The organism is Lacticaseibacillus sp. 53-4 (assembly GCF_016861805.1).
Classification (GTDB): Bacteria; Bacillota; Bacilli; order Lactobacillales; family Lactobacillaceae; genus Lacticaseibacillus.
This window is the reverse complement of sequence record NZ_BOLT01000001.1, coordinates 152,282-165,686: the sequence shown is the minus strand read 5'-3', so window position 1 is coordinate 165,686 and position 13,405 is coordinate 152,282. Positions and strand designations below refer to the sequence as shown.

Genomic DNA, 13,405 nt, shown 5'->3' with positions numbered 1-13,405 from the left:
GTTCGACTTTTTGCGTATCAGGCCCGAGTTGTCGCGGCCTGCTGCATGTACTGGGGCAGCTGCTGGATCAGCGCGGAAGGCAGTACGACATAATTCGTTTTGGCGAGCGCTTCGGCGATGGCGCTGTGGGCATAGACTGCCGCGCAAAGGGCAGCGTCGTTCAGGCCAAATTGAGCAGTGAAGCCGGCTAGAATGCCCACCAAGGTATCGCCCATACCGCCAGTGGCCATCGCCGGCGTGCCCAGGGGGTTTTCGTAGCTGGTCGTCGGGGTGAATAGCTGAGTGCGGTGCGATTTGACGATCACAGTGCCAGGCAGCTTGGCGGCGGCTTGTTGATTCGAGTGCTCATCCTGATCCTTGATGGTAATTCCTGACAGCCGCTGCCATTCCATTTGGTGCGGGGTCCACACGGTTTTCGCGTGAGTGACCGCCAACTGGCGGTCGGCAATCAGCGTGATTGCGGAGCCATCGATAATGAGCGTCTGCGACTCAGTGAGCGCTTCGAGTGCCCGCGTCAGAATCGTTGCTGCCAGTTCATCGGTGCCAAGCCCTGGCCCGATGGCGACCACGTCCATGGTTGGGATTAGCTTTTTCACCTCGGGATCATCGTAGGGGATGACCATGGCCTCGGGCAGGCGGGCATGCAGTGCCGTGCGGTTGACCGGGTCGGTGGCAACGCTGACTAGGCCCGCGCCACTATAAACCGCAGCACTGGCAGCCATGATTGCGGCCCCACCAAACTGGGCGCTGCCGCCAATCACGAGTACGCGCCCAAAAGTGCCTTTGTGGCTCTCTGGCGGCCGCGGCTGAACCACTTGGTTGATGCAGGATGCCGGAATTTTCTTCACAATGCTCACCTCATGAGCATTATACCGCAGCATTACCCGGCTTTTTTCAAAAAAGGGTTGGCAAGCAGGCCTTTGGTTGATATACTTAATCCTGTTGTTGCCGCAATGGCGGAATTGGCAGACGCGCAGTGTTCAGGTCGCTGTAGGGTTTTCCCTGTGCAGGTTCGACTCCTGTTTGCGGCATCAGGCATCAAGCAGGCTGGTCATCAAGAGATGACCAGTTTTTTTGTGTCATTTTTACACCAGGTGTTTCAAAACCAGGCAGTTGAATCGACGCGGGAAAAATATTCTCGATTTTAAATATTGCGGTCTTCCTTGCATATTCTAAGAAGCCGACTGGGCGGCTTAGAATCCTTTAATACTTAGCAAATGCTGAGAGAGCGGGGCTGGTGAAGGAGCGGTAGACACCAGAAAATCGGCAAAAATCAGCGTGAAGTGGTCAAAAAAAGGTGCTTCAACCCCAGCGCCAGCCTGAATTGTTCAAGGAAAAATCGCATTTGTTCGCGAAAAATCTCCACACATGCTTGACACCCCCCTCTAATCAATTTATAATCTTAGATATTCTCAAGAACGTTAGAGGCGGAATTGGGAACTATCTCATAGGTTGGAGGCTTATGTGTATGAAGATGAATAAGAAACGAGGCGCGGTGGTCGTCGCATTGACGTTGGCCACACTGCTCGCAGCTTGCGGGAATAAAGCAAGCAGCAACGGTACCTCAACCAGCACTTATAACTATGTCTATTCGACTGATCCGGATAACTTTGATTACTCGGTCACCAGCCGTGCAACCAACAGTGACCACTTGGCCAACTTCGAGGAACCTCTGATGACCACCAACAAGTATGGTGAAATCGTCCCAGGCCTGGCAAGTTCATACAAGGTCACCAATGGTGGCAAGACCTACACTTACACGCTGCGCAAGGGTGTCAAGTGGGTCGACAGTCAGGGCAACACTTATGCCACTGTTAAGCCGCAAGACTTTATCACTGGCATGAAGCACGCCGTCGAGGCGAAGTCCGAAACGTTGTACATCGTTCAAAACTCGATTGTCGGGTTGGATGATTACGTTAATGGTAAGACGAAGGACTTCAAGAAGGTTGGCATCAAAGTCGTTGGCAACAACAAGATCCAGTACACCTTGAATGAGGCTGAACCATTCTGGAACTCCAAGCTGCAATACGGCATCTTGGAGCCAGTCAACGCCAAGTTCTTGGCTGAAAAGGGCAAGAGCTATGGCCAGCCAAAGGCTAACGGGATTCTCTACGATGGCCCATACCTGCTGAAGAACTTCACTTCGAAGTCTGTCATCGAGTACACGGCTAACCCGAAGTACTGGAACAAGAAGGACGTCCACATCACCGACGTCAAGGAAACCTACAACGATGGGTCAAACCCAGACGCTTTGTACAAGTCCTTCCAAAAGGGTGACTTCAGTCAGGCCCGGGTATATCCGAACCTGCCTGGTTACAAGGATGTTAACAAGAAGGACATTGTTTGGGGCCCGCAAGACGCTTCGACCTACAACATGACCTTCAACTTGGATCGTAAGTCATACAACATGACTGACAAGAAGACGGACAAGGAAAAGGCTGACACCAAGAAGGCTGTTTTGAACAAGGACTTCCGTTTGGCAATTCAGTTCGCGTTCGACAAGACCGCGTACAACGCGCAGTCCACTGGCGCCGCTGGTGCTACGAAGTCGCTGCGTAACTCCTTCATCCCGCCTACCTTCGTTCAGGCCGACGGCAAGAACATCGGGACCTTCACGCAGAGTGATCTTCACGCATTGGGCTCCGAGTACAAGGACATGGACCTGACCGACGCACAGGATGGGACTTACAACAAGGCTGCTGCCAAGGCTGAATTCGCCAAGGCGAAGAAAGCACTGCAGGCCGAAGGGGTTTCCTTCCCAATCAAGCTTGATCTTCCTGAAGAGGAAAAGCAGGCGCTGCAGCTGAACCAGGCCAAGTCCTTCAAGAACTCGGTTGAATCTGTTCTGGGCAAGGACAATGTTCAAATCGACATTATCCAAGCTGCTGAAGACAAGTACCTGGCTGGGACTTACCAAGCTGCAACCGGTGCACAATCAGACTTTGATATCAGTAATGCTTCTGGTTGGAGCCCTGACTACTTGGATCCTTCCACTTACCTGGACATCTACAAGCCATCTAGCGGTGCGCTGCTGAACACCTTGGGCCTGACCCCAGCTTCCGCGCTGACTTCTGCTGCTGATAAAGCAGACTACGCAGCCGCTGCTAAGGCCGCTGGTCTTGATCAGTACGAAAAGCTGGTCAACCAGGCTGAAGCCATCACAACCGATACGAACGCCCGCAACAAGGCATTTGCCAAGGCTGAAGCTTACCTGCTGAGCACAGGTGTTCAGATTCCGATCAATTCTCTGGGCGGTACTCCTTCTGTAACGAAAGTTGTTCCATTCACTGGCAAGAAGTCATGGACTGGCGCCGGCTCATCTCGGTTCGACGGGACGAAGCTGCAAGCTAAGCCTGTAACGACTGCTCAGTTTAACAAAGCACTCAAGGCGTGGACTGCAAAGCGCGCTGAAATTGCGAAGGAACAGGACAAGTAAACTAAGCTTTGAGCTGACTCGATAAGCTCTTTGAACTTAGGCGTGTTAAAGGGCTAGCACACTGATAATGTGACTAGCCCTTTTTCTTTAATGAAGATAAGAGGGGGAACCGCACATGAAGAAGTATCTGTTCTTTCGCGTACTTCGTTCAATCGTGAGTATCTTTCTGGTCACGACCCTGACATTCATCCTGATTTACACCATGATCCCACGCCGGGACGTGTTCAAGCAGGATCCGATGATCAACAAGTTGTCCTCGAAGCCGGACTCGCTGACTGATTACAAGAACAACGCGTACGAAAAAATGAACTATATCGATTACATGGACACCAGGTCCCTGATCAAGACGGTCGAAAAAGCCGACCCGAAGGTCACTGTGACTGCCGCCCATACCGCCTCCAACCAAGCCGCGTTCGCAAAATGGACGAAGGCTAATGGCTATACCTTGCATCGCTTCAAGATCAGCAAGGACTACTATGCCACTCGTGATCTGCCGATTTGGGAACGGCTCGGCCGCTTCTACGGCAACATGATCAAAATCGATACCCCATGGGCCATTCACGACCCGAAGAACCCGAATCTGCCACGCTACCTGAAGATCAAGCACGATCCGCTGGTCGGCTGGGCGGTCGTTGGTTCAGGAACGAAGTATCGTTACCAACTTTACTTCAACTCGAAGTTCCCTTACATTCACGAGAACTTCCTGAAGTTCAACCTCGGGACCTCCTACCCGTCTTATGCTGGCGAACCCGTCAGTGAGGTAATCGGCGGCGGCCAAGGCCCTGCTGATAGCATTACCAAGACCTTCCCGAATGGCCGGAAGCTTGTCACCTCGGATGATGTTTACACGCGAGCCTACCAGCCGCGTAAGCACCGTGATCCCGAAGCGTTTGAGCAGTACAAGGACGACTACACCAGCACCGAACAGATCAATCGCGATCCATCAATGATTGGGACATCCGTGCGGGCCGGGCTGGTTGGGCTTGTTATCTCCTATGCCATTGCGATTCCGGTCGCCATTTACATGGCACGGAAAAAGGGCAAGTGGTTCGATCGGGCCGGGACCTTCGTGGTCACCGTGCTGATCGCCGTGCCAAGTTTGGCCTTTATCTACGTCTTCCGTTATCTGGGTGCCACGCTATTCGGCCTGCCGGATTCGTTCCCGACTTTGGGCGCTGAGAACTGGCGCTCTTGGGTTCTGCCATCAGTGGTCTTAGGGCTGCTGAGTGTGTCCGGGCTGGTCATTTGGTTCCGGCGTTACATGATCGACCAGCAGAAGTCCGATTACGTGAAATTCGCGAAGGCCAAGGGTCTGAACGAAAGTGAGATTTACACCAAGCATATCTTCAAGAATGCCTCGATTCCAATCGTTCAGGGCATTCCCGGCTCCATCATCGGCTTGATTGGTGGGGCTACCATGACCGAAGAAATCTTCGCTGCTCCTGGGATGGGGAAGATGCTGCCAGATTCGATTTCCCAACACAATAATGCGGTCGTGATCGCACTGGTCTTCATTTTCACCACGATTGCCGTCTTGTCAGTGCTGCTTGGCGACATTGCCATGGTCTTGGTTGATCCGCGGATCAAGTTGTCGTCGTCTGACACATCGAAGGGGGAGGAATAGCCTATGGCTGATAAAGAGTCTACTCAACCAGAAATTCTGGACTCCGACTTTACCCCGGTTGAGATCGACAAGCTGGAAACCGAAAAACTGGATACAGAAAAATATTCCTACTGGGGTTCTGTGGGTCGTGCCTTCTTCTCTAGTAAGGTCACCATTTTCCTGTTGCTGTTAATGTTGGCGATTCTACTGATGTCGTTCATTCAGCCGTCATTTTCGGGGTATTCCCTGAACAACGTGGCCAAGATCAATGATTTCGGGGCGCGGTATAATTGGCCGAATGCCAAGTACTGGTTTGGGACCGATGACAACGGGCAATCGCTGTTTGACGCGATCTGGGCCGGCGCCAAAATTTCCATCTCAATTTCCGTCATTGCGACCTTGATCACGACGGTCATCGGGGTTGCAGTTGGCGCGATTTGGGGCACCTCCAAGGGTCTCGATCGCATCATGTTGGAAGTTTACAACGTCATTTCAAACGTGCCTCAGCTGCTGATCATCATGGTGCTGTCCTACTCCTTCGGGGCGGGCTTCTGGAACCTGATTTTCGCCATGACTGTCACCGGCTGGCTTGGCACGGCGTACTTTATCCGGGTTCAGGTCATGATCATGCGTGACCGTGAGTACAACATCGCGTCCAAGACGCTCGGCACTGGGCTGGGCCGCATGGTCCTGCGCAACATTATGCCTTACCTGACATCCGTCATTGTCACGCAGGTCTCGCTGTCGCTGCCGTCCTACATTTCTTACGAAGTGTTCCTCTCCTTCTTAGGGGTTGGGCTTTCGGCAAGCACCCCGTCGCTGGGCCGCTTGATTTCGAAGTATTCGCCTTACATGACGAGTTATCCATACCTGTTCTGGCTGCCAGTGATTGTGCTGGCGCTGATCGCGGTTTCCCTGTACTTGGTCGGCCAGCGGCTGGCTGATGCGTCAGATCCGCGCACACACTTATAAAAGGGGGAGTGACAATGAGTGACGAAAAAGAACCAATTCTAAAAATTGACGACCTCTCTGTTCACTTCCATGTCCGTGGCAAGACGCTCAAGGCGATTCACCATGTTTCGATGGATCTCTACAAGGGCGAAGTGCTGGCCATTGTTGGTGAGTCCGGTTCCGGTAAGTCAGTCTTGACCAAGAGCTTCACCGGGATGCTGGAAGAAAATGGTGAAATCGCCGGTGGCACGATCGTGTACAAGGGCAAGCATCTGGAAAAGCTGACCAAGGATAAGCAGTGGGAAGGCATTCGCGGTAATGAAATTGCCACGATTTTCCAGGATCCCATGACTTCGCTTGACCCGATTCGGACGATTGGATCTCAGATCGCAGAAGTTGTGGTCAAGCACCAAGGCAAGTCCAAGGCGGAAGCCAAGCAGATCGCCATCGAGTTGATGAACCGCACCGGTATTCCGAATGCGGCAGCGCGCTACAATGAGTACCCCTTTGAGTATTCTGGTGGGATGCGGCAGCGCATTGTCATCGCCGTTGCCCTGGCATGCCGGCCTGACATCCTGATTTGCGACGAGCCAACGACGGCGCTGGATGTCACGATTCAGGCCCAGATTCTGGATCTGATCAAGTCTTTGCAGAAGGAAGATGGGTTCACGACCATCTTCATCACGCATGACCTGGGGGTGGTGGCGTCGATTGCCGATCGCATCGCCGTCATGTATTCCGGCCGCATCATCGAGTACGGGACCTGCGACGAGATCTTCTATGATCCGCGTCACCCGTACACCTGGAGCCTGCTTTCTTCTCTGCCGCAGTTGGCGCAAAAAGGCGGCCAGCTGTACTCAATTCCAGGCACGCCGCCAAGTCTGTACAAGGACATTGTCGGTGACGCCTTTGCGCCGCGTGATCCGTGGGCGATGAAGGTCGATTTTAAGGCCGATCCGCCGTTCTTCAAGGTTTCCGACACTCACTATGCCAAGACCTGGCTCTTGGACCCGCGGGCGCCGAAGACGGAAAAGCCGGAACTGATCCAAAACCTGCATGAACGGATGGCCGCGACGGTGGCCGAGTCTCACTTGGAGAACTTGGATCTCACGTTAAGCGACAAGAAGGAGGACGATGCAGATGGCGAATGATCGAGAAACAATTGTCAGCCTGAAGGATCTGCAGATCTCCTTTGGCTCAGGTAAAGATAAGTTTGTCGCCGTTCAGGATGTCAACTTTGACATTTTCAAGGGCGAGACTTTCTCGCTGGTTGGCGAGTCCGGTTCTGGCAAGACCACCATTGGCCGCGCTATTTTGGGCATCAACCCGACCGAAAAAGGCACCATTACCTTTGAAGGCGAGCAGATCAACGGTAAAATCTCCGAACGGAAAAAGCATTCGATCGAGCGCAAGATTCAGATGATTTTTCAGGATCCGTCCGCCTCGTTGAACGACCGCGCGACTGTCGACTACATCATTTCGGAAGGCCTGTACAACTATGGGCTGTTCGATTCCGAAGAAGATCGCGTCAAAAAGGTCCGCACGATGCTTGAGGAAGTTGGGTTGCTGCCAGAACAGCTGTACCGTTACCCCCACGAATTCTCTGGTGGCCAGCGTCAGCGTATTGGGATTGCCCGTGCGCTGATCATGCAGCCGGACCTCGTGGTGGCCGACGAGCCGATTTCCGCGCTGGATGTTTCCATTCGGGCGCAGGTGCTGAACCTGCTGAAGAAGTTCCAGCGTGAACAAGGCGTCACGTACCTGTTCATCGCGCATGACCTGTCCGTTGTTCGGTTCATTTCCGATCGGATCGCAGTCATTCGCGCCGGCCGAATCTTGGAGCTGGCACCCACTGAAGAGCTCTTCACGAACCCGATTCACCCGTACACCGAAGCGTTGCTTTCGGCTGTGCCGGTGCCGGATCCGCAAATTGCCCGCACGCGCAAGTCGTATGTCTACGACCCAAGCATGCACCACTACGAAACCGACAAGCCGAAGTTTGTCGAGATCAAGCCTGGCCACTACGTTTACTGCAACGAAGAGGAAGAGGCCCGCTACACCAAAGAGTTGAAGGAACAAGGTCAGCTCTAATGGCACTATGGCGTCATTCGGCCCCCTCTGAATGATGCCCAACACTTGTCCCCGCTCATCTGAGCGGGGATTTTTGGCGTCGATGACAATCATCGTTGGCAAAAACGGGCAACGCTTGGTATAATACTGGTTGTTGCTGCCGCAATGGCGGAATTGGCAGACGCGCAGTGTTCAGGTCGCTGTAGGGTTTTCCCTGTGCAGGTTCGACTCCTGTTTGCGGCATCAGGCTTGATGAACCGGCCATTCTCAAATGGCCGGTTTTTTGTAGCCTTAAATATTTGACAGCCGGCCGATGTGCAGTAAACTGACCTTATGAACATTTCAAGCAGCGCCACGGATCCTTAGTCCTTACTAGGCCTGGGTTCAGTGGCGCTTTTTTCGTGGAGGTGGCAAGGTGTTTAAAATCCTGATGCAAAATATGCATGGCAAGGTGCGCCTGACATTTTTTCTCGCCCCGCTGGTCATGCTGATTGAGGTCTTCTGCGACTTGCAGCAGCCGACGATGATGGCGGACATTGTGGACTCAGGACTGGCCAAGGGGGATATGCAGTTCGTGCTCAAAACGGCGGCCCTGATGCTCATGTTCGCGTTGATCGGCATCTGCGCTGGGGGCGGGTCCGGCGTCTTGGGCAATTATGCCTCACTGCACATGGGGCAAAGCCTGCGCACGAAAATGCTGACCATTGCCTTAAATTCTCGCGCGGCGGGCGGTCTGCCGCCAGCAACTTTGATCACCCGCATCACCAACGACGTGACCCAGATGCAGAATTTGGTGATGATGATGACCCGGGGGATGGTGCGGGCACCGATGCTGATGCTTGGCGGCGTGGTCATGTCGACGCTTGTGTCACCCCGCCTCGCCCCGATCTTGTTCGTGATCCTGCCAGTTCTGCTGGTGTACACACTCCTGGTGATGCGGCGCAGCCTGCCGTTTTACACGGACATGCAAAACAAAACGGACAACATGAACCGCGTGATGCGCGAAAACCTTCAAGGCGCTAAAACCATCAAAGCCTTCGTGTTAGAAAAACACCAGCAAGATCAGTTCACGCAGACCAACACGGCGCTGTTGAACAGTTCCGTGCGCGCGTCCATGGCCACTGTGCCGCTGGCTCCGGTAATCCAGTTTCTGCTTAACTTGGGGGTCGTGATTGCGCTGGCCTACGGGGGCACCTTGGACGTTGGCGGCGTGATTCTTGACGGACAAATCATTGCCTTCATCAATTACATGATTCAGATCACTAACGCGATGGTCATGACGGTGAATATTATCACCGCGTTTTCGCGGGCAATCACGTCGGCGACGCGCGTTCAGGCGGTCCTCAGCGAGCAGGCCGGTGAGATGCAGGTTGGTTCTGCTGCTGGTGCGCCGCAGGATTCGAGTGTGACGTTTGATCACGTCTCGTTCGGCTACGATCAAAGCAAGCCCATTCTGGATGGCATCAGTTTCGCCGTGCCAAGCGGGCAGTGGCTCGGCATTATCGGCACCACTGGTTCTGGCAAGTCAACTTTGATCAATTTACTGACCCGCGGGTTTGATGATTATACCGGCACCATTAAGATCGGCGGCGTGGACACCCAGCAGCTCGACTTGGCGGCGGTGCATCACAAGGTGACCGTGGCCACCCAAGACGCCATGCTGTTTTCCGGGACGGTGCGGCACAACCTGACCTTTGGCGACAAGGCGGCCACCGATGCCGAGCTGGCCGCCGGTGCGCACCTGGCGGACGCGGATGAGTTCATCGATCCGCTGCCCAAGCGGTATGATGCGCCGGTTGAGCAGGGCGGGAAGAACTTCTCCGGAGGCCAGCGGCAGCGGCTGAACATCGCGCGCGCGGCCGTGCCAGACCCCGATATTCTGGTGTTCGACGATGCGACCAGTGCCGTCGATCAAACCACTAATGCCCGCATTCAGCAGCGCCTGGTTCAGCATCGGCGCGGCCGCACCACGCTGATCATTTCGCAGCGCGTGGCCAACCTGCTGCAGTGCGACCAGATCCTGGTCATGCAGGAAGGCCGACTAGCGGCCCGGGGCACCCACCAGGAGCTGTTGGCTAGTTCGCCGTTTTACGCGCAATTGGTTGAAACTCAGCTGGGAGGAGGACGTTTTGATGCAAGTGATGAATCACGGGCCTAGGCACAACCTGCACCAGGAAAAGGCGCAAGTCACGGACTGGAAGAAGACGGCCCGGCGGATTCTAGGCTACATTGGCTTTGCACGCGGGAAGCTGTTGATTGTTTTTGGGCTGACCATTTTCACCACTGCAGCCACCATTATTGGCAACCGGGTCAACGGCATTGTCGTCGATCAGTTTCTCAAGGCCAGCAAGCTGCATTTACTTTATGTCATTTGCTTGGTGCTCGGTGTGATGTACCTGCTTTCAGCGGTGTTCACCTATTTTCAGAATTCGGTGACGGTGAAAGTGGCCCAGAAGGCGTCAGCGGACATTCGGCGCGACATTTTCAGCAATCTGCAGCGCCTGCCGATGCGCTACTTTGACACGCATGATAACGGGGATGTGATGTCGCGGCTGACTAACGATGTGGACAACATCAACACCGCCATGATGCAGACCTTCGTTCAACTGTTTACGGGGATTGTTTCCGTTGTTGGCATGGGGGCGGCAATGCTGGTGCTGTCGCCGCTGCTGACGCTGATTGCGCTGGCCGCTTCGGGGCTGACGTACCTGTTCACCCGCGCCGCGGCTAAGGTCACCCAAAAGGCCTTCACGACGCAGCAGGAGGCGCTGGGTGCGTTAAACACGCAAATTGAAGAATCGGTGTCGGGTAAGCAGGTGGTTCAGCTGTTTGACCATGAGGCAGACACAATGGCGACGTTTAATCAGACCAACGCGCGATACACGCATGCCGCCTTTATCGCGCAGTCTGTGTCCAGCTTCATCGGGCCGGTAAACAACGGGACCAACAACCTGGCGTACCTGGCGATCACTGCGGCAGGGGCAATTTCGATGCTCACCGGCAGCAGTACCATCACCGTTGGGATCATCTTCACCTTTCTGATTTACCTGCGTAATTTCACCGGACCAATCAACAATGTGCTGAATTTGATCAACACGCTGCAGCTGTCGCTAGCTTCGGCTGAGCGTGTCTTTGAGGTGATCGATGAGCAGCCTGAGGAAGATGTCCCAGAGGCGGTCTCAGTTAAAACCACCACCGGGCACGTTGAGTTTGAGCACGTTGATTTTGCCTATGAACCGGGCCGCCAGATTTTGCACGACATTAACCTTGTTGCTGAACCTGGCCAGACCATCGCGCTGGTAGGGGCAACCGGCGCGGGCAAGACCACCATCATGAATTTGCTGACCAATCTTTACCCACTGCAATCCGGCCGGGTGCTGCTGGACGGCCGCGACGTGACGACAATTCGGCGAGCCGACTTGCGGCACTTGATTACCGTAGTGCAACAGGAGCCTTACATGTTCCAACTGTCGATCCGCGAGAATATCCGGCTGGGGCGAGCGTCTGCCAGCGACGATGACGTGGTGCTGGCGGCCCAGCACGCCCATGCTGACGGGTTTATCCGCCAGTTGAAAGACGGCTATGACACGGTGCTGTCAGAAAACGCGCACAATATCTCGCAAGGCCAGCGGCAGCTGCTCAGCATCGCCCGCGCTTTTATTGCGGAGGCGCCAGTGCTAGTGCTGGATGAGGCCACAGCCTCGATCGACTCCAACACCGAGGCGGACGTTCAGCGTGCCATGACCAGCTTGATGAAAGGCAAGACCAGCTTTGTCATCGCGCATCGCCTGTCGACCATTCGCCACGCGGACCAGATTTTGGTCATCGATGCCGGCCGGGTGGTTGAACACGGGACCCACGAAAGCCTGCTCAAGCAAAACGGCGCCTATGCCGCGCTTTATAACAGTCAGTTTGACCAGCAGTAAAAAACCAGTCGGCGCTCAAGCGTCGGCTGGTCTTTTACTTGGTGGGAATGACTTGATGCAGGTCGTTGCGGTCCTTATCCTGCATGATCGATTGCATGTAGCGGTGGAGGCTCGGTAATTGGTTATCGACCTGGTAGCCAGGTTGTTCGCGTAGCCTAGCCGCTTGGGCGTTTGAGAGGCTATCCTGGCCGGTAAAAAACCGCCAGTTGAGCTGGCCGAGAAATTTGACGCCGGCGGCTTGCTCTTGGGGACTCAGTTTTTTCCCGTACAGACTGTTCAGCGCGAGCGCCTCGCCATTTTGCAAGAATAATCGCTTCAGATAGGATTGGTAATGCCTTAGGTCCGGGTTTTGCCGCTGCTTCGCACTCAGGACTGGCAGCACGTTCACTGCCTTGCGATCATAAGTCAGCTTGGTGGGGGTGAGCTGAACCACCCCGTAGCCCCCAGGGGAAATAGAAAACGCGCCATTAACGATTTCGACCGGTTCGCCGGGCTGACTGCCGCTTTTGATGTCTTGCGCGTGGATGTGGCCGGAGAAAACGACCGGGACGTGATACGTCGTCAGCAGCTTCCGCAGGGCGGGGGCGTTGTTCAGCACGTAACCGTGATTGACCATCGCGTTGTGTGAGTAAAGGTTGTGGTGCATGAACACCAGGCTGGTGCGGCCAGCTTTTTGGCCAGCGGCCAGCCGGCTGCGCAGCCAGCTCATGGTGGCCGGTTTTAGCTCGCCACCGGTGTTTGGGTTGCGGTTGCTCGGCTGGACGGTGTAAATGTTGGAATCAAGCATGATCAGCTGGTAATCGCGATTTAAGTTCACGGTATAGCTGAGCGAGTCTGCGTCTTCGCTGGTTTCATTGCGATAGCCATCGCTGAAAATATTCCGCCAGTCGGTGGGGCTGATCTGTTCCACCTTCAGCTGCTGCTTGCCCTGATATTTGCGGGCCCAGCCGTCATAGATGTCGTGATTGCCGGGGATGACCAGCACGTGAATACCGGCCTTTTGGAGCGGGGACAAGCGCTTGGCCAGGCTTTCGGCGCTGGCCTTGGCGCCGTTCAGCGTGACATCACCCGTAAGAATGACCGCGGTCGGCCGAGGCGTTGCGGTCAGCGCCTCATGCACCAACGCGCGGATGGCGACGGGCTGATACTTCAGGTCCTTGCCGGCGGCGCTTTGCTGGATCTCCCGAAAAGCGGTTCGGTTGTCGTGCAGCGCCGGGGCAATGAAATGGTCGTCAGACAGCACCCAGAAAGTGGGGGTGCGGCTGTTGGTCAGTGTCTTGGCCGCTTGCGTGCGCTGAGGAACCGCCGCAGTCAGCCCCCATGCCAAAAGCACCAGTGCCAGCAGCGCCCCACCAATTTTGACCAGCCATTTCATCATGTCGCTTCACCCCAGTTGTATTCGATGATTCGATTGTACCG

General features: G+C 54.8%; 9 protein-coding genes and 2 tRNA genes. 9 read left to right on the top strand and 2 right to left on the bottom strand.

Annotated features, from left to right (window positions below; genetic code table 11):
- Window positions 1-17 precede the first annotated feature (17 nt).
- Entirely contained in the window at window positions 18-848 is an 831-nt protein-coding gene (locus JUF21_RS00820) for an NAD(P)H-hydrate dehydratase (protein ID WP_239061416.1), read from the bottom strand.
- A gap of 99 nt (window positions 849-947) precedes the next feature.
- On the opposite strand from JUF21_RS00820, the gene JUF21_RS00815 reads away from it, so the two are divergent.
- The 9 genes from JUF21_RS00815 (at window position 948) to JUF21_RS00775 (ending at window position 11,986) form a co-directional block, all read left to right on the top strand.
- Window positions 948-1,031: transfer RNA gene (locus JUF21_RS00815), tRNA-Leu, on the top strand.
- A 437-nt stretch (window positions 1,032-1,468) separates the two neighbouring features.
- A complete protein-coding gene (locus JUF21_RS00810; RefSeq protein WP_374706422.1) occupies window positions 1,469-3,436 on the top strand; it encodes an ABC transporter substrate-binding protein in 1,968 nt (655 codons plus the stop codon).
- A 115-nt stretch (window positions 3,437-3,551) separates the two neighbouring features.
- Window positions 3,552-5,060, top strand: coding sequence for an ABC transporter permease (locus JUF21_RS00805; protein ID WP_203624825.1), 1,509 nt, complete (start codon window positions 3,552-3,554; stop codon window positions 5,058-5,060).
- A 3-nt stretch (window positions 5,061-5,063) separates the two neighbouring features.
- On the top strand, window positions 5,064-6,011 hold the full coding sequence (oppC, locus tag JUF21_RS00800) for an oligopeptide ABC transporter permease OppC (RefSeq protein ID WP_203624824.1): 948 nt from the start codon (window positions 5,064-5,066) through the stop codon (window positions 6,009-6,011).
- A gap of 14 nt (window positions 6,012-6,025) precedes the next feature.
- The gene (locus JUF21_RS00795) at window positions 6,026-7,141 is read left to right on the top strand and encodes an ABC transporter ATP-binding protein (protein WP_125755058.1); all 1,116 of its coding nucleotides are present in this window, start codon (window positions 6,026-6,028) and stop codon (window positions 7,139-7,141) included.
- A complete protein-coding gene (locus JUF21_RS00790) occupies window positions 7,131-8,081 on the top strand; it encodes an ATP-binding cassette domain-containing protein (protein ID WP_125755057.1) in 951 nt (316 codons plus the stop codon). Before JUF21_RS00795 ends, JUF21_RS00790 begins: the two co-directional genes overlap by 11 nt.
- 138 nt (window positions 8,082-8,219) lie before the next feature.
- Window positions 8,220-8,303: transfer RNA gene (locus JUF21_RS00785), tRNA-Leu, on the top strand.
- A 172-nt stretch (window positions 8,304-8,475) separates the two neighbouring features.
- Window positions 8,476-10,218, top strand: coding sequence for an ABC transporter ATP-binding protein (locus JUF21_RS00780; protein ID WP_203623260.1), 1,743 nt, complete (start codon window positions 8,476-8,478; stop codon window positions 10,216-10,218).
- Window positions 10,193-11,986: an ABC transporter ATP-binding protein gene (locus tag JUF21_RS00775; protein WP_203623259.1), complete on the top strand. Its 1,794-nt coding sequence runs from the start codon at window positions 10,193-10,195 to the stop codon at window positions 11,984-11,986. The genes JUF21_RS00780 and JUF21_RS00775 overlap by 26 nt, the downstream gene beginning before the upstream one ends.
- Before the next feature lie 34 nt (window positions 11,987-12,020).
- Here the strand turns inward: JUF21_RS00775 and JUF21_RS00770 are convergent, their stop codons facing one another.
- A complete protein-coding gene (locus tag JUF21_RS00770) occupies window positions 12,021-13,361 on the bottom strand; it encodes a metallophosphoesterase (RefSeq protein ID WP_203662558.1) in 1,341 nt (446 codons plus the stop codon).
- Between the last annotated feature and the right edge of the window lie 44 nt (window positions 13,362-13,405).